The following is a 24494-nucleotide window of genomic DNA, read 5'->3' as shown; positions in this document are numbered from 1 at the left end:
GCGGCGGGGAGGTGGGGTGGTGCGGTCAGGCGGCGGGGGCCGACGGCCGGGTCGGGAAGTCACGCAGGCCGCGCAGCGGGCTGGCCAGCAGCACCCCGCCGGCCGAGAGCAGCACGCCCGCCATCAGCCAGATGGTGCCGCGCGCGCCGATCGTCTCGCCGAGCCAGCCGCCGAGCAGGGCACCCACCGGGATCGCGCTGTAGTTGAGGGTCGCGGAGCTGGCCCGGACCCGGCCGATCAGCTCGGGCGGGCAGTAGGCCTGGGAGAAGCTGCCGGCCAGGACGTTGCCCGCCACCACGCCGCAGACCGCGACGGCCCAGGCGAGCGCGCTGACCACGAGCGGCAACCGCTCCCCCGCCAGCGGCAGCAGCAGGATGAAGGGCGCGACCACCAGCTCGCAGACCAGCAGCCCGCGCGCGGTGCCCAGCCGGCGGGCGATCCGCCCGGCCAGCATCGCGCCGGCCAGCCCGCCGACGCTCACCAGGGCGAACACCGCACCGACCGCGCCCGGTTCGATCCCCACGCTGCGCACCAGGAAGACCGTCTGCACCGCCTGGATGCCGTTCAGCCCCAGGTTGCCGACCGCCGCGAAGCAGGCGAACGTGCGCAGGTACGGGTCACGCAGCAGGAACCGGACGCCCTCGCCGATCTCCCGCGGGATGCCGCGCCGCTCGGACACCGGCGGGGGGCGCTCCTCCGTCCTGATCCGCCGCAGGAAGACCGCCGACACCAGGTAGCTGAGCGAGTCGGCGAGCATTCCGCTGGCGGCGCCGAGGGCCTGGGCGAGCAGACCGGCCACGCCCGGGCCGGCGATCTCCGCCGCCGACGCCCCGGAGCGCAGCTTGACGTTGGCCTCCAGCAGGTCGGACTTGGCCACCAGGGTGGGCAGCACCGCCCCGTAGGCGGTGGAGAAGAACACCTTCACCGCCCCGGTCAGCAGCGCCACCACCACCAGCTGGGCGAGCGAGAGCGCCCCCAGCCAGGCGGCCACCGGGACGCTGCCGAAGAGGACGAGCAGCAGCAGGTCGCAGACCAGCATCACCCGCAGCCGGGGCCAGCGGTCCACCCAGGCGCCGGCCGGCAGGCCGAGGAACAGCCAGGGCAGCCAGGCGGCGGCGTTGACCACGCCCACCGCGAGCGGTCCTGCGCCCAGGGTGACCACGGCCACCAGGGACAGCGCCACGCTCCCGACGGCCGTACCGAGGGTGCTGGTGGTCTCACCGATCCAGAGCCGGCGGAAGTCCCCGTGGGCCCACAGGCCCCAGCGGCCGCGCGGGCCGTCCGGCGGGGCGGCCGGGGACTCGATCGGGACGGTGGTGGTCATCGCGGGTCACGCTCCCGGCTTCTCGGTGGGCGGGTTCTCGGACGGCTTGCCGGACAGCGCGTCGGACGGCGCGTCGGACGGCGCGTCGGACGGCACGCCGGACGGCTTCTCGACGGCGTGCAGCTTCTCGGCCAGCACGGCGGCGATCCGTGCGAGCGGTTGCGGCCGGGTCAGTTCGCCGTGCGCGCAGTCGAGGCGGTGGCCGTCGATCCGGCCGTCCAGGTACGGCCGCCAGGCCTGCTCGTACGGCCAGTCGGCGGGCTTGCCGGTGGTCGCCCCGAAGAAGACGGCATCCCCCGGGTAGCGGGCGGGCACGTGCTCGGCCATCAGCTTGCGGTGCCGGTCGAAGACCTCCGGCAGCACCGTCACCGCATCGCCGAGCACCGCCCGCAGGCCGGCGAGGCCCCGGCCGTCCGCCGGGTCGTAGCCGAGCGAGTGCAGCAACTCGGCCAGGCTGTCGGCGGTTTCGACGGGCGGCGGGGCGGCGTCGGTGCGGGCCGCCGGGGCGCCGTCGAGCAGGGCCAGCAGCCCGACCTCGGCGCCCTCGGCCCGCAGCCGCACGGCCATCTCCTGCGCGACCACCGCGCCGAAGGACCAGCCCAGCAGGTGGTACGGGCCGTCGGGGCGCACCGCGCGGATCTGCCGCACGTAGTCCTCGGCGATCTCGGCGACGCTCGCCGGTGCGTCGCCGCGCAGGCCCCTGGCCTGGAGGCCGTACACCGGCCGTTCGGGGCCGAGGTGGCGCAGCAGCCCGGAGTAGACCCAGCTGATGCCGGCCGCCGGGTGGACGCAGAACAGCGGGGGCCGGTCGCCTCCGGCGCGCAGCGGCAGCAGGACGTCCAGGGCGTCGGCCGCCGGGCCGTGGTCGGGGCTCCGGTCGAGGTGCCGGGCGAGGCCGGCCACGGTGGGTGCCTCGAACAGCGCCCGCATGCCGGGGTCGGCGCCGAGGGCGGTGCGGACGCGGGCGAGCAGCTTCATGGCGAGCAGGGAGTGGCCGCCGAGGTCGAAGAAGTCGTCGTCGATGCCGACGCGCTCCAGGCCGAGGGTCTCGGCGAACAGCGCGCAGAGCAGCTCCTCCCGGGGGGTGCGGGCGGCGCGGCCGCCGGTGAGCGGCCCGAAGTCCGGTGCGGGCAGCGCCGTCCGGTCGAGCTTGCCGGTGCCGGTGAGGGGCAGGGCGGCCAGCGGGACGACGGCGGCGGGCAGCATGTAGCCGGGCAGGTGGCCGGCGGCGAAGGCGCGCAGCTCGGCCGGGTCGAGCGGGCCGTCGGTGACGACGTACGCGACCAGGCGCAGCCCGTCCTGGTCGGGCAGGACGGCGGCCTGGTGCACCCGCGGGTGGCGCGTCAGCACGTGCTCGATCTCGCCGAGTTCGATCCGGAAGCCGCGGATCTTCACCTGGTGGTCGGTGCGGCCCAGGTACTCGACGCCGCCCTCGCGGGTGCGGCGGGCGAGGTCCCCGGTGCGGTACATCCGCGCGCCGCCCGGCTCGAAGGGGCAGGCCACGAAGCGCTCCGCGGTCAGGCCCGGCCGGTCGAGGTAGCCGCGGGCCAGCCCGGCGCCGGCCAGGTACAGCTCCCCCGGCACGCCCGGCGGGACGGGATTGAGGTACTCGTCCAGGACGTACGCCCGCACTCCGGGGATCGGGCCGCCGAGGCCGGGGCGCGGTGCGGCGGCGACGGGCTGGCCGAGGGTGTAGACGGTGGCCTCGGTCGGGCCGTACAGGTTGTGGGCGACGGTGTCCGGTGCCTCGCGCAGGGTGGTCCAGAGCTGCTGTCCGACGGCTTCGCCGCCGAGCACCAGCACGGACGGTGCGGCCTCCTCCAGCAGGCCCTCCGCCAGGAGTCGCTCGGCGTAGGAGGGGGTGAGGTCCATGGCGCCGATGCCGGTGGCGCGGATGTGCCGGACCAGGGCGGCCGGGTCGCGGCGCAGTTCGTCGCCGATCAGGTGCAGCTCGTGCCCGGCGAACATCCAGAGCAGGCTCTCCAGCGATCCGTCGAAGGACAGTGAGGCGGTGAGCGCGGCGCGCAGTCGGCCGTGCGCGGCCTCGGCGGGGGCGACCACCCCGGCCAGGTGGGCGGCCAGCCGCGCGGCGATGCTCCCGTGCGGGACGACGACGCCCTTGGGGCGGCCGGTGGATCCCGAGGTGTAGATCAGGTAGGCGGCGTTGTCGGCCGAGGCGCGCGGTGCCGGATCGGTGTCCGATCCGGTGGCCTCAGTGCCGGCCAGGGCGGGGGCGACGACCAGGGCGGGGGTGCCGGCCAGGGCCTCGGGCTTCGGCCAGCCGTCGTCGGTGAGGACGAGGGCGGGGGCGGCGTCGGCGAGGGTGCGGGCGGTGCGGTCGGCGGGGTGGTCGGCGTCCAGCGGCAGGTAGGCGCCGCCGGCCTTGAGCACGGCCAGGATCGCGATCACGCTCTCGGCCGAGCGGGGCAGGGCGAGGGCGACGACGGACTCGGGGCCGACGCCCTGCCCGATCAGGTGGTGGGCGAGGCGGTTGGCGTGGGCGTTCAGCTCGGCGAAGGTCAGCGCGGTGTCGCCGCAGACCAGCGCGACGGCCTCCGGGGTGCGGGCGGTCTGCGCCGCGAAGGCGGCCGGGAGCAGCGGGACTTCGGCCGGCAGGGCGGCTCCGGCGGTCGGGAGCGCGGCCCGCTCCTCGGCCGGGAGCAGCTCGATCCGGCCGATCGGCAGCTCCGGCTCGGCGGCCACCGCCGTCAGCAGCCGGCCGAAGCGGACGGCGATCGCCTCGACCGTCTCGCGGTCGAAGAGGTCGGTGGCGAAGTCGATCGCGCACTCCAGGCCGGCGGGCGCGCCGTCGGGGTCGAAGGACTCGCCGAGGCCGACGCTCAGGTCGAACTTGGCGACCGTTCCGGCGGAGGACTCCACGGAGGCGTCCAGTCCGGCCGGGGCGAGCGGCGCGCAGTCGCCCGACCGGCCCTCCAGCAGCAGCGCCACCTGGAAGAGCGGGTGGCGGGCCAGTGAGCGGGCCGGGTTCAGCTCCTCGACCAGGCGCTCGAAGGGCACGTCCTGGTGGGCGTGGGCGTCGAGTTGGGTCTCCCGGACGCGGGCGAGCAGCTCGGTGAAGCTCGGGGAGCCGGTAGGGGTATCCCCAGCGGAGCGAGGGGAAGTGTCGGTGCGCAGCACCAGGGTGTTGACGAAGAAGCCGACCAGGTCGTCCAGCGCCTCGTCGGAGCGCCCGGCCACCACCGAGCCGATCGGGATGTCGGTGCCGGCGCCGAGGCGGGTGAGCAGGGCGGCGAGCGCGGCCTGGACGGTCATGAACATCGTCACCCGGTGTTCGCGGGACAACTCGCGGAGCGCGCGGTGGAGTTCGGCGCCGTAGGGCACGACGACCCGCTCGCCGCGGTGGGTGGCGGCGGCGCGGCGCGGCCGGTCGACGGGCAGCGACAGTTCCTCGGGCAGGCCGGCCAGCTTCTCGCGCCAGTGGGCGAGTTGGCGGGAGAGCGGGCTCTGCGGGTCGTCCTCCTCGCCGAGCAGCTCGCGCTGCCAGAGCGCGTAGTCGGCGTACTGGACGGGCAGCGGCGCCCACTGCGGGGCCCTACCGCCGGTGCGGGCCGCGTAGGCGGTGGCGAGGTCGCGCAGCAGCGGGCCCATCGACCAGCCGTCCCCGGCGATGTGGTGCAGGACGAGGGCGAGCAGGTGCTCGCCGGGCCCGGCCGGGATGAGGTGGGCGCGGACGGGCAGGTCGGCGGCCAGGTCGAAGGGCAGGGTGGTGCGGCTCTCGGGGTCGGTGCCGGGCGGCAGTTGCTCGACCGAGACGCGGGCCTGCCCGGCGGGCAGGACCCGCTGGTACGGGGTGCCGTCCTCGCTCTCCGCGATCAGGGTGCGCAGGCTCTCGTGCCGGGCGACGACGTCACCGAGTGCCAGTTCCAGTGCGGCCGGGTCCAACTCCCCTGCCACGCGCAGCAGGAGCGGCAGGTTGTAGAGGGCGCTGGGGCCCTCCATCCGGTCGATCAGCCACAGCCGCTGCTGGGCGGAGGACAGCGGCACCCGCTCGGGGCGCTCACGGTCGGCGGTCAGTGCCGCCCGCTGCGGGCCGGCGCCCAGCCGAACGGCCAGCCCGGCCGCGGTCGGCGCCTCGAAGACGTCCCGGATCGCCAACTCCGCGCCCAGCGTGGACCGCACCCGGCTGAGCAGCTTCATGGCGAGCAGCGAGTGGCCGCCGAGGTCGAAGAAGTCGTCGTCGATGCCGACCGCCTCCAGGCCGAGCACCTCCGTGAACAGCCCGCAGAGGATCTCCTCCTGCGGCGTGCGGGCGGCGCGGCCGGCCGACAGCGAGGCGAAGTCCGGTGCGGGGAGCGCCCGGTGGTCGACCTTGCCGCTGCCGGTCAGGGGCAGCGCGTCGAGCAGGACGACGGCGGCCGGCACCATGTAGCCGGGCAGCGTCTCGGCGGCGAACCGCCGCAGTTCGGCGGCGAGTTCGGGCGCGTCCTGGGCCGCCGCGCAGTGGGCGACAAGGCGTCGGTCGCCGGTGTCGCTCTCCCGGACGGTGACCACGGCCTGGCGGACGGCGGGGTGGCGGGCCAACACCTGCTCGATCTCGCCGAGTTCGACGCGGAAGCCGCGGATCTTCACCTGGTGGTCGGTGCGGCCCAGGTACTCGACGCCGCCCTCGCGGGTGCGGCGGGCGAGGTCCCCGGTACGGTACATCCGCGCGCCGCCCGGCTCGAAGGGGCAGGCCACGAAGCGCTCCGCCGTCAGGCCCGGCCGGTCGAGGTAGCCGCGGGCCAGCCCGGCACCGGCCAGGTACAACTCCCCCGGCACGCCCGGCGGAACGGGATTGAGGTACTCGTCCAGGACGTACGCCCGCACCCCGGCGATCGGGCCGCCGAGACCGGGGCGCTCCACCGCGGCGAACGGCTGGGTCAGCGCGTAGACGGTGGCCTCGGTCGGGCCGTAGAAGTTGTGGCCCGCCGTGTCGGGGTGCTCCCGCAGCCGCTGCCACAGCGCCCGGCCGACGGCCTCCCCGCCGAGCAGCAGCAGGCGTGGCGCGGGTGCGTCCAGCAGCCCCTCCTCGATCAGCTGCTCGGTGTAGGACGGGGTCAGGTGCAGGGCGTCGATGCCGGCCTCGGCCGTGTGCCGGACCAGGGCGGCCGGGTCGCGGCGCAGCTCGTCGCCGATCAGGTGCAGCTCGTGCCCGGCGAACATCCAGAGCACGGGCTCCAGGGAAGCGTCGAAGCAGAGCGAGGCGGTGAGCGCGATCCGCTGCCGGCCGTGGGCCTCCTCGACGCCCCGGATCAGGGCGGCGCGGTGGGCGGCCAGCAGGGCGGCGACGGCGCCGTGCGGGACGACGACGCCCTTGGGGCGGCCGGTGGATCCCGAGGTGTAGATGACGTAGGCGGCGTCGCCCGGGTCGACGGCGCTCCACTGCGGATCGGCGGCGCTCCACTGCGGGTCGTCGGTGTCGCCTTCCGGCGGGGCGGTGACGTCCAGGGTGCGCAGGCCGGTCAGCACCTCGGGCAGCGGCCAGCGGTCGTCGGTGAGGGCGAGCGCCGGGCGGGCGTCGGCGAGCATGTGGGCGGTGCGCTCGGCCGGGTACTCGGCGTCGAGCGGCAGGTAGGCCGCGCCGGCCTTGAGCACGGCGAGCATGGCGATCACCGTCTCCGCCGAGCGGGGCAGGGCGAGGGCGACGACCGACTCCCGTCCGGCGCCCGCGGCGCGCAGGCGGCGGGCGAGGCGGTCGGCGCGGGCGTTCAGCTCGGCGAAGGTCAGCCGGGTGTCGCCGCAGACCAGTGCGACGGCCGCGGGGGTGCGGGCGGCCTGGGCCGCGAAGGCGGCGGGCAGCAGCGGGACTTCGGCCGGCAGGGCGCCGCCGGAGGCCGGGAGCGCGGCCCGCTCCTCGGCCGGGAGCAGCTCGATCCGGCCGATCGGCAGCTCCGGATCGGCGGTCACCGCCGCCAGCAGCCGGCCGAGTCGGACGGCGATCGCCTCGACCGACTCGCGGTCGAAGAGGTCGGTGGCGAAGTCGAGGGCGCAGTCGATCCCGGCGGGCTCGCCGTCGGGGCCGAAGGACTCCTCGGCGATCAGGCTGAGGTCGAACTTGGCGGAGCCGGTGCCCGCTCCGAGCGGCTCGACCCGCAGGCCCGCCGTCGACGGCTCGGCCCGCTCGTTGCTCTGGAGCACCAGCATGACCTGGAACAGCGGGTGGCGGGCCAGTGAGCGGGCCGGCTTGAGCTCCTCGACCAGGCGCTCGAACGGCGTGTCCTGGTGGGCGTAGGCGCCGAGGGCGGTCTCCCGGGCGCGGCCGAGCAGTTCGGCGAAGCTCGGGTTGCCGGAGGTGTCGGTGCGCAGCACCAGGGTGTTGACGAAGAAGCCGACCAGGTCGTCCAGCGCCTCGTCGGAGCGCCCGGCGACGACCGAGCCGATCGGGACGTCGGTGCCCGCGCCGAGGCGGGTGAGCAGGGCGGCGAGCGCGGCCTGCACCGTCATGAACAGGGTGACCCGGTGCTCGCGGGACAGGGCGAGCAGTTCGCGGTGGCGCCGCGCGTCGAGGGTGAGCGCCACCCGGTCGCCGCGGTGGGAGGCGACGGGCGGGCGGGGGCGGTCCAGCGGCAGCGTGGCCTCCTCCGGGAGGTCGGCCAGGGTGTCGCGCCAGTAGGCGAGTTGGCGGGCGGCCAGGCTCTGCGGGTCCTCCTCGTCGCCGAGCAGTTCGCGCTGCCAGAGCGCGTAGTCGGCGTACTGGACGGGCAGCGGCGCCCACTGCGGGGCCGCACCGCCGGCGCGGGCCGCGTAGGCGGTGGTGAGGTCGCGGACCAGTGGGCCGAGGGACCAGCCGTCGCTGGCGATGTGGTGCAGCGCCAGCACCAGCACGTGCTCCTCGGGCGAGACCCGCAGCAGGGTGGCGCGCAGGGGCAGTTCGGTGCGCAGGTCGAAGGCGTGGCGGCACAGCCCGGCCACGGCGGCGGCCACCTCGGCGGCCGGGCAGGCGCGCGTCTCGAGGGGGGCGGCGGCCTCGCCGGCCGGGAGGATCCGCTGGTACGGGGTGCCGTCCTCGCTCTCGCCGATCAGGGTGCGCAGGCTCTCGTGCCGGGCGAGGAGGTCGCCGAGCGCCGACTCCAGTGCGGCGGTGTCCAGTTCGCCCGCCAGGCGCAGTGCCAGCGGCGCGTTGTAGAGGGCGCTGGGGCCCTCCATCCGGTCGATCAGCCACAGCCGCTGCTGGGCGAAGGACAGCGGCACCCGCTCGGGGCGCGTGCCGGTTCCGCTCAGCGCCGCCCGCCGCGGGCCGGCGCCCAGCCGGCCGGCCAGTCCGGCCACGTTCGGCGTCTCGAAGACGTCCCGGATGCCCAGTTCGGCTCCGAGTGCGGACCGCACCCGGCTGAGCAGTTTGGTGGCGAGCAGGGAGTGGCCGCCGAGGTCGAAGAAGTCGTCGTCGATGCCGACCGTCTCCAGGCCGAGCACCTCCGCGAACAGCCCGCAGAGGATCTCCTCCTGCGGCGTGCGGGCGGCGCGGCCGGCGGACAGCGCGGCGAAGTCCGGTGCGGGGAGGGCGGTGCGGTCCAGCTTGCCGTTGGCGTTCAGCGGCAGCGCGTCCAGCGGCACGATCGCGGCGGGCAGCATGTAGCCGGGCAGGGTCCTGGCGGCGGTGGCGCGCAGGTCGGCCGGGTCGAGCGGGCCGTCGGCGACGACGTACGCGACCAGGCGCAGCCCGTCCTCGTCGGGCAGGACGGCGGCCTGGAGCACCCGGGGGTGGGCGGTCAGGGCGCGTTCGATCTCGCCGAGTTCGATCCGGAAGCCGCGGATCTTCACCTGGTGGTCGGTGCGGCCGAGGTACTCCAGCTCCCCGTCGCGGGTGCGGCGCAGCAGGTCCCCGGTGCGGTACATCCGCGCGCCCTGCTCGAAGGGGCAGGCGACGAAGCGTTCCGCCGTCAGGCCCGGGCGGTCGAGGTAGCCGCGGGCCAGCCCGGCGCCGGCCAGGTACAACTCCCCCGGCACCCCGGTCGGGACGGGGTTGAGGTACTCGTCCAGGAGGTAGCCGCGCGTGCCGGCGACGGTGCGGCCGAGGACGGGCCGTCCGGTGGCCGCCAGCGGGTGGATGAGGGCGTCGACGGTGCACTCCGTCGGGCCGTAGAGGTTGTGGGCGGCGGTGCCCGGCGCCTCGCGCAGCCGGGTCCAGAGCGCCTGGCCGACGGCCTCGCCGCCGAGCAGCACCAGGGCCGGCGCGGGCTCGTCCAGCAGGCCCTCCTCGAGTAGCTGCTCGGCGTAGGAGGGGGTCACCTCCAGGACGCCGATCCGCTGTTCGCGCACGTGGCGGACCAGGGCCCGGGCGTCGCGCCGCACGTCGCCGCCGATCAGGTGCAGCTCGTGCCCGGCGACCAGCCAGAGCAGGCCGTCCCAGGAGGCGTCGAAGCAGAGCGAGGCGGTGAGGGCGACCCGCTGCCGGGCGGTGTCGGCCATCACCCCGGTGCGGTGGGCGGCCAGCAGGGCGGCGATGCCGCCGTGCGGGACGACGACGCCCTTGGGGCGGCCGGTGGATCCCGAGGTGAAGATGACGTAGGCCGCGTCGGCCGCACCGGCCCGCGGCGCCGGGTCCGTCTCCGGGCCAGGGCCCGGTACGGCGAGGTCGAGCGCGGGGTGTCCGTCGAGCGCCTCGGGCAGCGGCCAGCGGCCGTCGGTGAGCACCAGTGCGGGGCGGGCCTCGGCCAGCATCCGGGCGGTGCGCTCGGCCGGGTGGTCGGCGTCCAGCGGCAGGTAGGCGCCGCCGGCCTTGAGCACGGCCAGGATCGCGATCACGCTCTCGGCCGAGCGGGGCAGCGCGAGGGCGACGACGGACTCGGGGCCGACGCCCTGCCCGATCAGCCGGTGGGCGAGGCGGTTGGCGCGGGCGTTCAGCTCGGCGAAGGTCAGCCTGGTGTCGCCGCAGACCAGCGCGACGGCCTCCGGGGTGCGGGCGGCCTGCGCCTCGAAGGCGGCGGGCACCAGGGGCACCCGCTCGGGCAGCGGCGTGTGGTCGCCCGCGGCGGCGGACCGATCCCCGGCGGGCAGGACGTCCAGTTCGGCGACGGACCGCCGGGGGTCCTCGACGACCTGACGGAGGATCAGGTCCAGTGCGGTGGCGAGCCGTTCGGCGCTCTCGCGGTCGAACAGGTCGGTGGCGTACTCCAGGACGCCGGCCAGCCCCCCGGCGGCGCCGTCGGCGCCCTGCCGCTCGACCAGGCGCAGGGTGAGGTCGAAGGTGGCCGTCCCGAAGTCGACCGGCTCCTCCGTCACCGTCACGCCGGGCAGGTCCGGGCCGTCCTCGACGGCGCCCGCGAAGGCGAGCATCACCTGGAACAGCGGGTGGCAGGCGGTCGACCGGGTCGGGTTCAGTTCCTCCACCAGCCGCTCGAAGGGCACGTCCTGGTGGGCGTGGGCGGCCAGGTCGGTCTCCCGGACGCGGGCCAGCAGGTCGGCGAAGCCCGGGCGGCCGGCGAGGTCGGTGCGCAGCACCAGGGTGCCGGCGAAGAAGCCGACCAGCTCCTGCACGGCCTCGTCGAGGCGCCCGGCCAGCGGGGTGCCGATCGGCAGGTCGGTGCCGGCGCCGAAGCGGTGCAGCAGGGTGGCGTACGCGGCCTGGAGGACCATGAAGAGGGTCACGCCGTGTTCGGCGGCGAGCGCGGTGAGCCGGGCGTGCAGGTCGGCGTCGAACTCCAGCGGGACGACCGCGCCGCGGTGGGAGGCGACCGGCGGGCGGGGGCGGTCCAGCGGCAGCGGCAGCTCCTCCGGGGCGCCGGCCAGGGTCTCGCGCCAGTGGGCGAGCTGGCGGGAGAGCAGGCTCCGCGGGTCCTCCTCGGAGCCGAGCAGCTCGTGCTGCCAGAGCGCGTGGTCGGCGTACTGGACGGGCAGCGGTGCCCAGCGCGGGGCGTCGCCGGCCAGGCGGGCCCGGTAGGCCTCGGCGAGGTCGCGGTAGAGCGGGCCGAGCGAGGCGCCGTCCCCGGCGATGTGGTGGACGACCAGGACCAGCACGTGCTCCTCGGCGCCCTCGGGCCGCAGGTAGGCGTGGACCGGGAGGTCGGTGGCGAGGTCGAAGGTGTGGCCGGCGAGTTCGTCGGTCGGGCGGTCGGTGACGGTGAGCAGGGCGGCGGTGGGGGCGTCGAGGACGCGCTGGTACGGGGTGCCGTCCTGCTCGCCGATGACGGTGCGCAGGGCCTCGTGCCGGTGGACGACGTCGCCGAGGGCGGCCGCCAGGGCGGTGGGGTCGAGCGGCCCGCTCAGCCGCAGGGCGAGGGTCACGTTGTAGGTGGCCGAGGGGCCGTCGGCCCGGTCGAGGAACCAGAGGCGGCGCTGGGCGAAGGAGAGCGGCACCCGCTCGGGCCGGACGGCGGAGCGCAGCGCCGGGCGGGCCGGGGCGGGGGTGTCGGCCGCGCGCTCGGCGATCCGGTCGGTGAGCCCGGCGACGGTGGGCGCCTGGAAGAGGTCGCCGATGGCGAGTTCGACGCCGAGTTCGGCGCGGGCCCGGCCGACCAGGCGGGTGGCGAGCAGGGAGTGGCCGCCGAGGGCGAAGAAGTCGTCGTCGATGGTGATGCCGTCGATGCCGAGGAGGTCGCCGAAGAGTTCGCAGAGCACCCGTTCGCGCTCGTCGCGGGGGGCGCGCCCGGTGTCGTCGGCGGCGAGGTCGGGGGCGGGCAGGGCCCGGCGGTCGACCTTGCCGTTGGCGTTGAGCGGCAGCGCGTCCAGCAGGACGACCACGGCGGGGACCATGTAGCCGGGCAGCACGGTGCCGGCGAAGGCGCGCAGTTCGGCCGGGGTGAGCGTGGCCTCGGCGGTGCAGTAGGCGACCAGCCGGGTGTCGCCGGGGCGGTCCTCGCGGGCGATCACGATGACCTGGCGGACGGCCGGGTGGCGGGAGAGCGCGGCCTCGATCTCGCCGAGTTCGATCCGGAAACCGCGCAGTTTGACCTGGCCGTCGATCCGGCCGAGGAACTCCACGGCGCCGTCGGCGCGCAGCCGTACCAGGTCCCCGGTGCGGTACATCCGCTCGCCGGGCCGGTACGGGCAGGCGACGAAGCGCTCGGCGGTCAGGCCGGGCCGGCCGAGGTAGCCGCGGGCGAGGCCGGCGCCGGCGAGGTACAGCTCGCCGGGGACGCCGGGCGGGACGGGGCGCAGCCGGGCGTCCAGGACGTAGGTGCGCATGTTGTCCATCGGGCCGCCGATCGGCACCCGGGGGCCGTCGAGGTCGGCGGGGACGAGCGGGTGGTGGGTGGCGAAGGTGGTGGTCTCGGTGGGCCCGTAGACGTGGGCGAGCAGCAGGTCGGGGCAGGCCTCCAGGACGCGCCGCATCAGCACGCCGGAGGCGGCCTCGCCGCCGGTGCAGACGACGCGCAGGGCGGCGAAGGTCTCCGGGGCCTGCTCGGCGACGAGGTCGAACAGGGCCTTGGTGAGGAAGACGGCCGTGACGCCCTGGCGGACGGTGACGGCGTGCAGGGCGGCGGCGTCGAGGGCGCCGGGCGGGGCGACCACGACGGTGCCGCCGGCCAGCAGGGGCGTCCAGATCTCGTACGTGGCGGCGTCGAAGGCGTGCGGGGAGTGCAGCAGGACGCGCCGGTGCCGGCCGTCCCGCCAGCGGCGGTCGGCGGCGAGGTCGAGGACGTCGCGGTGGCGTACGGCGACGCCCTTGGGGCGGCCGGTGGAGCCGGAGGTGTACATCGCGTAGGCGAGCTGGTCCGGGTGGACGGGCAGGCCGGGGCGGTGGTCGGGGGCGCCGGCCTCGTCGCCGGGGCGGACGACGGCGGCGCCGTGCGGGAAGCCGGGGTCGGCGCGGTCGGTGAGCAGGACGGGGGCGCCGGTGTCGGCGAGCACGCCGGTCATCCGCTCGGGCGGCAGGCCGGGGTGCATGGGGACGTAGCAGCCGCCGGCCTTGAGGACGGCCAGGGTGGCGACGACGACGTCGGCGGAGCGCTCCATCAGCATCGCGACGGGGGTCTCGGGGCCGACGCCGAGGGCGCTCAGGTGGTGGGCGAGGCGGTTGGCGCGGGTGTCGAGTTCGGCGTAGCTGAGGGCGCCGTCGTCGTGGACGAGGGCGGTGGCGTGCGGGGTGCGGTCGGCCTGGCGCTCGAAGGACTCGGCGAGGGTGCCGGACCAGCGGGGGGCGTCGGTGGCGTTCCACTCGGTGAGGATGCGGGTGCGCTCCTCGGGGGCGAGCACGTCGAGGGTGCCGATGGGGGCGTGCGGGTCGGCGGCGGCGCCGGCCAGCAGCCGGCCGAGCCGTTCGGCCAGCGCGGCGACGGTGTCGCGGTCGTAGAGGTCGGCGGAGTACTCGATCGAGCCGGTGAACCCGGCGGGGGCGCCGTCGGGGCGGTGCCGTTCGGTGATGCCGATGTTGAGGTCGAACTTGGCGACCCGCAGGCCGATCGGTTCGGGGGCGGACTCCAGCCCGGGCAGGGCGAGTTCGGCTTCCTGGCCGTGGTTCTGCAGTACCAGCAGGGTCTGGAACAGCGGGTGGCGGCCGAGCGCCCGGGGCGGGTTGAGCTCCTCGACGATGCGCTCGAAGGGGAGGTCCTGGTGGGCGAAGGCGTCGAGTTGGGCCTCCCGGACCCGTCCGAGCAGTTCGGCGAAGCCCGGGTCGCCGGACGAGTCGGCGCGCAGGACCAGGGAGTTGACGAAGAAGCCGACCAGGTCGTCCAGGGCCTCGTCGGAGCGTCCGGCGACGCCGGTGCCCAGCGGGATGTCGGTGCCGGCGCCGAGCCGGGTGAACAGGGCGGCCAGGCCGGCCTGGAGGACGGTGAACAGGGTGGTGCGGTGGGTGCGGGCGAGGTCGAGCAGGGCGGTGTGCAGGCCGGCGTCCCAGGCGAGGTCGACGGAGTCGGCGGCGCCGGTGGGGGCGGGCGGTCGGGGGCGGTCGGTCGGCAGCTCCAGTTCCTCCGGGAGTCCGGCCAACGCGGTTCGCCAGTGGTCGAGTTGGCGGGCGAGCAGGCTCCCGGGGTCGTGCTCGTCGCCGAGCAGGTCGCGCTGCCAGAGCGCGTAGTCGGCGTACTGGATCGGCAGCGGTTCCCAGTCGGGGCCGTGGCCGGCGAGCCGGGCCCGGTAGGCCTCGGCGAGGTCGCGCAGCAGCGGGCCGAGCGACCAGCCGTCGCCGGCGATGTGGTGGAGCACGACGAGCAGCACGTGCTCGGTCGGGCCGAGGGTGAACACCGTGACCCGGATGGGCAGTTCGCGACTCAGGTCGAAGGTCTCGGCGGCCGCGGCGTCCCGGCGGGCCGGGTAGTCGTCCGGTGCGCAGTCCACGGCCAGGAAGCGCGGCTGCGCCTCCTCGGCCGGCAGGATCCGCTGCACCGGGACTCCCCCGGCCACCGGGAACACCGTGCGCAGGGCCTCGTGCCGGGCGACCACGTCCGCCGTCGCGGCGCGCAGCGCGGCGGTGTCGAGGCGGCCGCGCAGACGCAGGGCGAACGGCAGGTTGTACAGCGCGGTCGGCCCCTCGATCTGGTCGATCAGCCAGAGCCGTTGTTGGGCGTACGAAACCGGGATCACGGTGCTTCCTCTACTCGGGTCTGCTCACGGCAACGGCACGGGCTGGTCGGCGGGGCGGGGACGACCGCGCGGGCGGGGCGGGACGGGGCCCTCAGACGGCGGCCAGGGTGGGCCGGACGCTGGGCCGGCAGTCCAGGACGTCCAGCGGGCGCCCCATCGAGACGGCGATCCTGCGGGCGCCGCGGTACGGGTCCCGGCCGTGGGCGCAGAGCACGTTGTCGACCAGCATCACGTCGCCGACCTGCCAGCGCTCGCGCACGGTCGCCGCGTGGTACGCCTCGTTGAGGGCGTCGACGTCGGCGCGCTCCAGCGGTTCGCCGTCGCCGAACCCGGTGTTGAACGGCAGGCCGTCCGGGCCGAACTCGTCGGTCATCGCCTCGCGGATGTCCGGGTCGAGCGACCACTCGTTCCAGAACGCGAGGTGGTTGAACCAGACCTCCTCGCCGGTCACCGGGTGGTGGATGGTGCCGGGGCGCAGCTGGGTGGTGCGCAGGTTGCCGTCCGCCGACCACTCCCAGGTGATGCCGTTCTCCCGGCAGTAGGCCTCGACCTCGGCGCGGTCCTCGGTGGCGAAGGCGGTGCGCCAGCCGAGGGAGACGTAGTCCGAGTAGTTGCGGGTGAGGGTCCAGCCGGAGGTCCGCATCCGCTCGACCAGGTGCGCGGGCAGGTGGTCGAGCACCCGGCGGCAGTCGGCGGTGGGGGTGGCCCCGCCCTCCTCGGGGGCGGTCAGGCAGGCGAAGAGCAGCCGGCCGGGGAAGGTCAGGGTGTAGCTGTTCTCGTTGTGCATCCGGATCGGCTGGGCCGGCGGCAGGTCGGTGGAGGAGAAGACGCCGTTGCCGTAGTCGCTGCGCGGGGTGGCCTTCTCCCGGTACGGGGTGCGCTCGGGGATGAGGACGTCGCGCACGGCGGCGACGTCCTCGGTGCCGGCGACCGGCAGGCCGCGCAGGAAGATCGTGCCGTGCCGGTGCAGGGCTTCGGTGAGGGCGCTCTCGTTCTCGCGCAGCCACTCGCAGGCCTCGCCGATGTCGGCGGTCCGCGGCGCGTGGGCGAGGGCCGGGCGGCCGGGGTTCAGTTCCCAGGTCGGCATGGCGGCGGTCACCGGTCGGCGAGGGCGGCGACCAGGCTGGCAGGCCTGATGTCGGTCCAGTTGGCCTCGATGTGGTCGAGGCAGCCCTGGCGGGTGTCCTCGCCGTGGACGGTGGTCCAGCCGGCCGGCACGTCGATCCAGACCGGCCACAGGGAGTGCTGGTTCTCGTCGTTGACCAGCACCAGGTAGCCGGCGTTGTCGTCCTCGAACGGGTTGCTCATGGTGTCCTCCTTGGGTTGTTTCGAAGGTAGGGGCGGGCCGCGCGGCGGAAGGGCAGGAGTCGCGGCAGGAACGCGGCAGTTGGGGCCCTGCCGCAGGGGCCGGGTGGGCGCCGGCTCAGCGCGGGGTGAGGCGGACCGGGAAGCGGTCCAGGCCGAAGTTGATGATCGAGCGGTTGTGGGTGACCGGCCCGGTCGGCTCGATGGCGGCGACGCGCTCCAGCATCGCCGTGAACAGGCCGCCGAGTTCGGCCTTGGCCAGCGGCGCGCCGACGCAGTAGTGGGCGCCGAGGCCGAGTGCGAGGTGCTTGTTGGGGGCGCGGTCGAGCAGGATCTCCTCGGGCCGGTCGAAGGCCTCCGGGTCCCGGTTGGCGGACCAGACCCAGACCGCGACCCGGTCGCCGCGCCGGATGGTGCGGCCGTCGAGCTCGGTGTCCCGGCCGGCGGTGCGCAGGGTGTGCAGGCCGACGGAGGTCCAGCGCAGCAGTTCGTCCAGGGCCGAGTCCATGCCGACCTCGCCGCGCTGCAACTGCCGCCACAGGTCCGGGCGTTGGACCAGGGTGTGCAGGCCCATGGCGGCGGTGTGGCGGACGGTCTGGACGCCGCCGACCACGATGTTGTCCAGGTTGAGGACGACGTCCTCGATCGGCAGCAGCTTCCCACCGACCCGGTAGGTGGCCATCATGCTGATCAGGTCGTCGCGCGGGTCGCTGCGGCGCAGCATCACCTGGTGCAGCAGGTACGGGATGAGCTGCTGGTGGCCGGCCCTGCGCTCCTCGGGGGTGCGGCCGAGGAAGGCGACGTCGCAGACCCGCACGACCATGTCGCGGTCCGCCTCCGGGACGTCCAGCAGGTCGCACATGACGGACAGCGGCAGCGCGGAGACGGCGTCGACGAGGTCCACCTCACCCTGTTCGACGGCCCGGTCGACGATCGAGGCGGCGAGTTCGGCGATGCCCCGGGAGGCTCCGCGCACCGCGCCCGGGGAGAAGAACGGGTTGGCGGGGGCCCGGAGTTCTCGGTGCCGGGGCGGGTCGGTGAGGGCCATCATCCGGCCGGAGCCGACCGGCACGTTGCCCTCGCCGGCGCCGAGCAGCGAGCCCTGTTCGGAGCTGTAGACGGCGGCGTTGCGCAGCACCTCGGCGGAGTGCCGGTAGGAGAGCACCGACCAGACCGGCCCGTCGTCGACGGTGTCGGTGAGGTGGACGGCGGACTCCCGGCGCAGCTCCGCGACCAGCGCGGGGGTGTCGGGGCGGGCCCACAGGTCGGGGTCGGTGAGGTCGACCGCGGTGGTGGTTGGCATCAGTGCTCCGTGGTGGGCTGGTGGGCGGCGCCGGGCCGCGCGATGAGGGAGGTCAGCAGGTCGACCGGGCCGGGCCCGTCGACGGTGGCGAGCAGGTGGCCGCCGGGGACGACGTGGTGGCCGTGGCCGCCGCGGGTGTGGACGGCCCAGCCTTCGAGCCCTCCGCCGGCGAGGAGCGGGTCCTCGACGCCGACGACGGTGTGCAGGGCGGAGCCGATCGGCGGGTGCGGGCGGGGCCGGTAGGTGTCGACCACGGCCAGGTCGGTGCGGATGCCGCGCAGCGCGTGCTCCTTCAGGTCGCCGTCGCCCGCGACGAGTTCGCCCATCCCGGCGAGCCGCAGCAGGTCGTCGGCGGTGTACTGCGGGCGGTCGGCGCCGGCCCAGGCTGCGGGCGGCGAGGCGGAGGCGGCGACGACGAGTTCGGGCCGGCGCTCGGCGGGCAGCGCCCGGGCGACCTCGTAGCCGAGCAGGGCGCCGAAGCTCTGCCCGTAGAAGCCGAACCGGCCGGTCAGGTGCGGGGTGAGGGCCTCCAGGACGGCGTCGACGAGCAGGTCGAAGCTCGCGGGCATCGGGTGGCCGAGCCGGCCGCCGCGGGCGGGCGGGCGCAGGGCCCAGACCTCGGCGGCCGGGGCGAGGGCGCGGGCGAGCGGAGTGTAGGCGGTGGCGTCGCCTCCGGCGTGCGGGAAGCAGAACAGCCGGTACGGGCGGTGCGGTTGGGGTGCGGGGACGAACAGCCAGTCCCCCTCGACGCGGGGCCGCACCCGCAGTGCGGTGGTCATGCGCCGGCCGCCCGGGCGCGGGCGGTCAGGGCGGGCCGGGGGGCGGCGGTGCCGGCGGCGACGGCGCGCTCGACGGTGGCGGTGAAGGCGGCGAGGTCGGCCGAGTCGAGCAGGTGGCGCAGCTGGAGTTCGATGCCGAGCCGGCGGCGCAGCAGGTGGACGACCCGCAGCGCGGCGATCGAGTGGCCGCCGAGCGAGAAGAAGTCGTCGGTGGGCCGGACGCCGCCGACGCCGAGCACGGTGCTCCAGACCTCGGCGACCTGCCCGGCCAGTCCGGCGTCCTCCTGCGACGCGCCTTCCTCGACGGAGGCGGGGGCCGCGGGTACGGGCAGCGCCGCCAGGTCGACCTTGCCGTTCGGGGTGAGCGGCAGGGCGTCCAGCACGGTGATCGCCGAGGGCACCAGGTGGGCGGGGACGGTGGCCCGCAGCCGCTCGGTCAGTTCGGCGGCGGTGACGGCGCCGGTGACGTACCCGGCGAGCCGGCGGTCCCCGGGGGCGGGCTCGTACACGGTGACGGCGGCGGACCGGACGCCCGTCAGCCGGGCCAGGGCGTGCTCGACCTCGCCGAGCTCGATCCGGTAGCCGCGCAGCTTGACCTGGCGGTCCACCCGGCCGACGTACTCCAGCCGGCCGCCCTCGCCGCGCCGGGCCTGGTCGCCGGTGCGGTACATCCGCTCGCCGGCGGCGGTCGGGTCGGCGACGAAGCGCTCGGCCGTCAGGCCGGGCCGACCGACATAGCCGTGGGCGAGGCCGGGCCCGGCCAGGTACAGCTCGCCGACGACGCCGTCGGGGACGGGGGTGAGCTTCTCGTCCAGCAGGTGCAGGCGCACCCCGGGCAGCGGCTCGCCCAGGTGCGGCCCGGGGCCGGTGATCGGCGCGGTGACGGCGTCGACGGTGCACTCGGTGGGCCCGTACAGGTTGAGCGCGTCGATGCCGCCGTCGGCCAGCTCCCGCCAGGTGCGCTCGGGGACGGGCTCGCCGCCCATGAACAGCCGCGGCACCCGGGCGCCGGCGAGCGGCTCGCGCAGCAGCTCCCAGTGCGAGGGGGTCAGGTCGAGGTCGGTGACGGCGTGCTCGGCGAGCAGGGCGGCGAGCAGGGCCGGGTCTGCGCGCTGCTCCTCGCCGATGACCAGGACGGTGTCGCCCCGGCAGATCCGGGCCCACTGCTGGACGGAGGCGTCGAAGGAGACGCTGGCGTTCCAGCCGACCACGCCGGGCTCGGCCCGGTAGGCGCCGGAGGCCTCCAGGGCCTCGACCAGGGCGGCGACGGCGCCGCGCGGCACCTCGACGCCCTTGGGGCGGCCGGTGGAGCCGGAGGTGAAGATGACGTAGGCCGGGTCCAGCGGGTGGGCGTGCCCCGGCAGTTCTCCCCCAGCCTGGCGGCCGGGAGGTACCCCCACCCCAGCCTGGCGGCCGGGAGGTACCCCCACCCCAGCCTGGCGGCCGGGAGGTACCCCCGGCCCGTCGGCGGCGGCGTCCGGGCGCAGCACCGGCACGCCCTCGGCGGCGGGCAGGCCGTCGGCGCTGATCAGGGCGGCGATCCGGGCGTCGGCGGCCATGAGGGCGAGCCGCTCGGCGGGGTAGGCCGGGTCGAGCGGGACGTAGGCGGCGCCGGCCCGCCAGACGGCGAGCAGGGCGACCGGCAGGTCGGCGGTGCGGGCGAGGTGCACGCCGACCCGGTCGCCGCGGCCGATGCCGCGCTCGCGCAGGGCGCGGGCCAGGGCGGCGGTGCGGCGGTCGAGTTCGGCGAAGTCCAGGCGGGCCGGGCCCGCGAGGACGGCGGTGCGACCGGGGTGGGCGGCGACGGTGTCGCGCAGGCGGTCCAGCAGATCGGTCATGACGGCTCCTCAGGACTCTCGGGCGGCGGCGGCCATGGTGTGCAGGGCGGCGGCGTAGGTGTCGATGAACTGCTCGGCGGTGCTGTCGGCGACCAGCGAGCGCTGGTGGTCCACGGCGAGCAGCACCCGCTGCGTGACCGGGTCCTGGATCACCGAGGCGCCGAAGGCAAAGCTGTTGGGTTCGTGGCGCAGGGTCGGCTCGGTGCCGATCCGGCCGTCCACGATGCGGGCCGAGCTGAGCCGGCCGAGGGCGTGGAAGCGCAGGTAGCCGAACTGACTGTCCAGCGCGGTGTCGGTCATCAGCCGGGCGAGCCGGGCGAAGGGCACCCGGCGGTGCGGCATCATGTCCAGCTCCTCCCGGTGGACCTCGCGGACCAGGGCGAGCAGGTCGTCGGTGGGCTCGCAGCCGAGCGGGACGGTGTTGAGGAACAGCCCGTACACCTCGGTGCCGCCGAGCCGTTCCAGCCGGCCGTTGACGGCCAGGCCGGTGGTGACGCGCCGACGTCCGGTGACGGTGGCGAGGGCGTGCAGGTGGGCGGCGAGCGCCACCGACTTGACCGGCACGCCGAGCGCGTCGGCGACGTCGCGCAACTGCCCGGGCGCCTCGGGCAGCACCCGTTCGACGGTGCGGGGCGCCTCGTGGACGTCCTCGCTGCCGGGGAACAGCTGGCCGCTGACGCCGGTCAGCCGCTCGCGCCAGTAGCCGAGCGAGCGCTCGTCCCCGGCGGCCTGCCGTTCGACGGCGACGAAGTCGCGGAAGGCGGTGCGCGGCGGCGGGGCGGGCACGCCGAGCGGGTCGGCGGCGAGGGCGCTGTGGCGCTCCAGGATCTCGGTGAGCAGCGAGGTGAAGCTCCAGCCGTCGAGGATCGCGTGGTGCTCGGAGACGGTGAGCTGGAAGGCGTCCTCGGCGAGGCGCTGCACGGTGATCCGGAACAGCGGCGGCGCGGTGAGGTCGAAGGGCGTCCACCGGTGGGTGTCGAAGACCTCGCGGATCGCGGCGTCCTGGTCCGCCTCCGCCGTGCCGCGCAGGTCGGCGAACTCGACGGGGGCGGGCAGCCGGCCGTGCACGAGCTGCAGCGGTTCGCCGTAGCCGGACAGGTCCAGGCCGGTGCGCAGCACCGCGTGGCGGTCCATGGCCTCGGCGACGGAGCGGCGGAAGGCCTGCTCGTCGAGGTCGCCGGCGATGCGGTAGGAGTTGACGTTGTGGTAGCTGTCGGTGCCGCCGGCGATCTCCATGTGGAAGACCATGGAGAGCTGCATGGACACCATCGGGTAGGCGTCGACGAGGCCGGGCGGCAGGTCGGCGCGGTCCTCCGGGGAGATCAGGGCGAAGGGCTCGCGGGCGTCCCGGTCCTCGGTGACGGGCTTCGCCAGCGGCAGCAGGGCGGCCACGGTGGGGGCGTTGAAGACGTCCCGCAGGCTGAGCCCCCAGCCGCGCTCGTGCAGCGCGCCGGCCAGCTGGACGGCCCGGATGGAGTCCCCGCCGAGGTGGAAGAAGTCGTCGTGGACGCCGATGCCGTCCACCCCGAGGACCTCCGTCCAGACGGCGGCGAAGGCCTCCTCCTCCGGGGTGCGCGGCTCGACGTGGCGCCCGCCGGTGGCGGCGCTGCGCTGGCCGGGGGCGGGCAGGGCGGCGCGGTCCACCTTGCCGTTGACGGTGAGCGGCAGCGACTCCAGCACGGTGTAGCTCGCCGGGACCATGTACGGGGGCAGCGAGCGGCCGAGGAAGGCGCGGACGTCGGCGGGCTCGCGGCCGGTGACGTACGCGGCGAGGCGGTCCTCGTGCACGGTGACGACGCACGCGTCGACGTCCGGGTGGGCGGCGAGCGCGTTCTCGATCTCGCCGAGCTCGATCCGGAAGCCGCGCAGCTTGACCTGGAAGTCGGCGCGGCCGATGTACTCCAGTCCGCCGCCGGGCAGCCGACGGGCGACGTCGCCGGTGCGGTAGAGCCGGGCCCCGGGCGGGCCGTACGGGTCGGCGACGAAGCGGCCCGCGGTGAGGCCGGGGCGGCCCCAGTAGCCGTGGGCGAGGCTGCCGCCGCCGATGTACAGCTCGCCGGCCGCGCCGGGCGGCACCGGCCGCAGCCAGTCGTCCAGGACCTGGGCGCTCAGGTGCGGCATGGGGGCGCCGATCAGGCTGCGCTCGAAGCCGGCGCTGCCGGCCAGGTCGTGGGTGGTGACGTGGACGGTGGTCTCGGTGATGCCGTACAGGTTGCACAGCCGGGCCGGGGGCGGCGGGTCGAGTTCGAACCAGCGCTGGACGACGGCCGGGTCGAGCGCCTCCCCGCCGAGCATGATCCACTTCAGTGCGGGCAGGGCGCGCGGGCTGCGGCGCAGCACCGGCTCCAGCTGGCGCAGCGCCGAAGGGGTGAGGCAGAGGCAGGAGACGGCCTCCTCCTCCAGCAGCTGGGCGAACTCCTCCGGCGAGCGGCTGGTCACGTACGGGACGACGACCAGGCGGGCGCCGTGCAGCAGGGCGCCCCACATCTCCCAGACCGTCCAGTCGAAGGCGTAGCTGTGGAACAGCGTCCAGGTCTCCTGCGGGCCGAAGCCGAAGTGCCGCTCGCCGTCCGCCATCAGCCGGCTGACGTGCTCGTGGGCGACGGCGACGCCCTTGGGGCGGCCGGTGGAGCCCGAGGTGAAGATGACGTAGGCGACGTCGCCGGGGCGTCCGGCGGCCGGCGGGCGGGTGTCGGGGCGGGCGGCCAGGTCGGCGGCCTCGGCCGTCAGGTCGTAGGCCCGCCAGGGGCCCTCGGGCACCCGGTCCGGGCGGTCGGTGACGACGAGGGTGACGCCGGTGTCGCCGAAGACCAGCGCGGCGCGGTCGGCGGGGGCGGCGAGGTCGACGGGCACGTAGGCGGCGCCGGTCTTGAGCACGCCGAGGACGGCGACCAGGACGTCGGCGGTGCGCTCCAGCAGCATGCCGATCCGGTCGCCGGGGCCGGCGCCGCGGGCGCGCAGGGCGTGGGCGAGGCGGTTGGCCCGGCGGTCCAGTTCGGCGTAGCTCAGGGTGCGGTCGGGGTCGCTGACGGCGGGCCGGTCCGGGTGGGCGTCGGCGGCCCGCTCGAACAGGTGGTGCAGGCAGCGGCCGGGGGTGTCGGTGGCCGCCGTGGTCTCGGCGCCGGCGCCGGCCGCCCGGGTGGTCAGCCGCAGCACGGTGGCGTCGGGGTCGTCCAGGGCGGCGGTGAGCAGGGTGTCGTACTCGGCGGCGAGGCGGCGGACCGTCCCGGCGTCGAACAGGTCGCTGCGGTACTCGGCCTCGCCGCGCAGCTCGCCGCCGGCTTCCCCGGCGTCGAAGACCGACCAGGTGAGGTCGAACTTGCTGGTGCCGTTGGACCGCACCCGGCTCTGCGCGGTGGCCGCCGGGCCGAGCGCCAGCGGGGTGCGGTCCTCGCCGTGGGCGCCGAACACCACCTGGACCAGCGGCGGGTGCTGGGCGCTGCGGGCGCCGCCGAGCAGGTCGACGATCCGGTCGAAGGGCAGGTCGAGGTAGCCGTACGCCTCGAAGGCGACGTCCTGGACGTGCTCCAGCAGGTCCCGGAAGCCCATCGTGGGCGCGAGCCGCAGACGCAGCGGCAGCAGGTTGACGAAGTAGCCGAGCAGGTGCTCCAGTTCGGGGCGGTCGCGGGTGGTGACCGGGGTGCCGACGACGAGGTCCTCGGCGCCGGTCCAGCGGTTCAGCAGCAGGGCGAAGGCGGCCAGCTGGACGGTGAACGGGGTGACGCCCTGCGCCTCGGCCAGGGCGCGGACCCGGGCCGCGGTGCCGGGGGCGAGGCCGAACCCCTCGGTGCGGCCGGCCGCGCCGCGCTCGGCGGGCCGGGGCCGGTCGGTGGGCAGCTCCAGCAGGGCGGGGGCGCCGTCCAGCCGCTCCTTCCAGTAGGTCAGGTGCTCCTCGTACGAGGTGCCGAGCTGCTCCTGCGCGTAGTCGGCGTACTGCACCGTCAGCTCCGGCAGTTCGGCCTCCCGGCCGCGCACCGCCGCGCCGTACAGCTCGGCGAGCTCGCGCTCGAAGACCTCGGCGGACCAGCCGTCCCAGACGATGTGGTGGACGGTGAACAGCACCGTGGTGCGCTCGTCCGCGAGCCGGAACGCCTCGGCGCGCAGCAGCGGTCCGGCGGCCAGGTCGAAGGGCTCGGCGCAGCGGGCGGCGAGCAGTTCCTCCAGGCGCCGCGCCTGGCCGGAGCCGCTCAGCGGGCGCAGGTCGGTCACCGCGAGCGGCACGGTGAGGCCGTGATGCACCTGCTGGCGGGGGCCGTCGGGGTGCAGCGCGAAGCTGGTGCGCAGCGTCTCGTGGCGGGCCGTCACGGCGTCCAGCGCGCCCTGGAGGAGCGCGAGGTCGAGCGGGCCGGTGACGTCGAGGGTCCAGGGGGTGCAGTAGGTGACGGCGCTCGGGTCGAGGCGGTCGAGGAACCAGAGGCCGCGCTGCAGCCCCGAGGCGGGCGCGGTGCGCGCCGGGTGGTCGGACGGGCTCACGGCCTCGTTCC

The 24494-nt window shown here is 75.9% G+C and carries 8 protein-coding genes; all 8 read right to left on the bottom strand.

Going from position 1 to position 24494, the window contains the following annotated elements; all coding sequences use genetic code 11:
• Positions 1–25 precede the first annotated feature (25 nt).
• The 8 genes from ACZ5OX_RS12870 to ACZ5OX_RS12835 all read right to left on the bottom strand — a co-directional run bounded on the left by ACZ5OX_RS12870 (position 26) and on the right by ACZ5OX_RS12835 (position 24483).
• Complete coding sequence (locus ACZ5OX_RS12870; protein ID WP_465629933.1) at positions 26–1324, bottom strand: MFS transporter; 1299 nt, start codon at positions 1322–1324, stop codon at positions 26–28.
• A gap of 6 nt (positions 1325–1330) precedes the next feature.
• Positions 1331–14785, bottom strand: coding sequence for a non-ribosomal peptide synthetase (locus tag ACZ5OX_RS12865; RefSeq protein WP_465629932.1), 13455 nt, complete (start codon positions 14783–14785; stop codon positions 1331–1333).
• A 91-nt stretch (positions 14786–14876) separates the two neighbouring features.
• Positions 14877–15872 carry a TauD/TfdA family dioxygenase gene (locus ACZ5OX_RS12860; RefSeq protein ID WP_465629931.1) on the bottom strand — a complete coding sequence of 332 codons (996 nt, stop codon included), beginning with the start codon at positions 15870–15872 and terminating at the stop codon, positions 14877–14879.
• Between the two features lie 8 nt (positions 15873–15880).
• Positions 15881–16093: an MbtH family protein gene (locus ACZ5OX_RS12855; RefSeq protein ID WP_380451513.1), complete on the bottom strand. Its 213-nt coding sequence runs from the start codon at positions 16091–16093 to the stop codon at positions 15881–15883.
• 115 nt (positions 16094–16208) lie between these two features.
• Positions 16209–17393, bottom strand: a complete 1185-nt coding sequence (locus ACZ5OX_RS12850) for a cytochrome P450 (protein WP_465629930.1) — start codon at positions 17391–17393, stop codon at positions 16209–16211.
• Positions 17393–18172 (bottom strand): thioesterase II family protein, encoded by a 780-nt coding sequence (locus ACZ5OX_RS12845; protein WP_465629929.1) that lies wholly within the window; start codon positions 18170–18172, stop codon positions 17393–17395. The genes ACZ5OX_RS12850 and ACZ5OX_RS12845 overlap by 1 nt, the downstream gene beginning before the upstream one ends.
• The gene (locus ACZ5OX_RS12840; RefSeq protein ID WP_465629928.1) at positions 18169–20010 is read right to left on the bottom strand and encodes a non-ribosomal peptide synthetase; all 1842 of its coding nucleotides are present in this window, start codon (positions 20008–20010) and stop codon (positions 18169–18171) included. Before ACZ5OX_RS12840 ends, ACZ5OX_RS12845 begins: the two co-directional genes overlap by 4 nt.
• A gap of 9 nt (positions 20011–20019) precedes the next feature.
• Complete coding sequence (locus ACZ5OX_RS12835) at positions 20020–24483, bottom strand: amino acid adenylation domain-containing protein (protein WP_465629927.1); 4464 nt, start codon at positions 24481–24483, stop codon at positions 20020–20022.
• Positions 24484–24494: the final 11 nt, after the last annotated feature.

The sequence above is a fragment of the Kitasatospora sp. NPDC032121 genome (assembly GCF_055580145.1).
The sequence above is the reverse complement of the archived record's forward strand: the minus strand, read 5'-3'. Positions and strand labels throughout refer to the sequence as shown.

Bases quoted from the DNA above. Each gene is read 5' to 3' on its own strand.
- ACZ5OX_RS12855 (WP_380451513.1), bottom strand. From the start codon at position 16,093: ATGAGCAACCCGTTCGAGGACGACAACGCCGGCTACCTGGTGCTGGTC.
- ACZ5OX_RS12840 (WP_465629928.1), bottom strand. From the start codon at position 20,010: ATGACCGATCTGCTGGACCGCCTGCGCGACACCGTCGCCGCCCACCCC.
- ACZ5OX_RS12845 (WP_465629929.1), bottom strand. From the start codon at position 18,172: ATGACCACCGCACTGCGGGTGCGGCCCCGCGTCGAGGGGGACTGGCTG.
- ACZ5OX_RS12870 (WP_465629933.1), bottom strand. From the start codon at position 1,324: ATGACCACCACCGTCCCGATCGAGTCCCCGGCCGCCCCGCCGGACGGC.
- ACZ5OX_RS12850 (WP_465629930.1), bottom strand. From the start codon at position 17,393: ATGCCAACCACCACCGCGGTCGACCTCACCGACCCCGACCTGTGGGCC.
- ACZ5OX_RS12860 (WP_465629931.1), bottom strand. From the start codon at position 15,872: ATGCCGACCTGGGAACTGAACCCCGGCCGCCCGGCCCTCGCCCACGCG.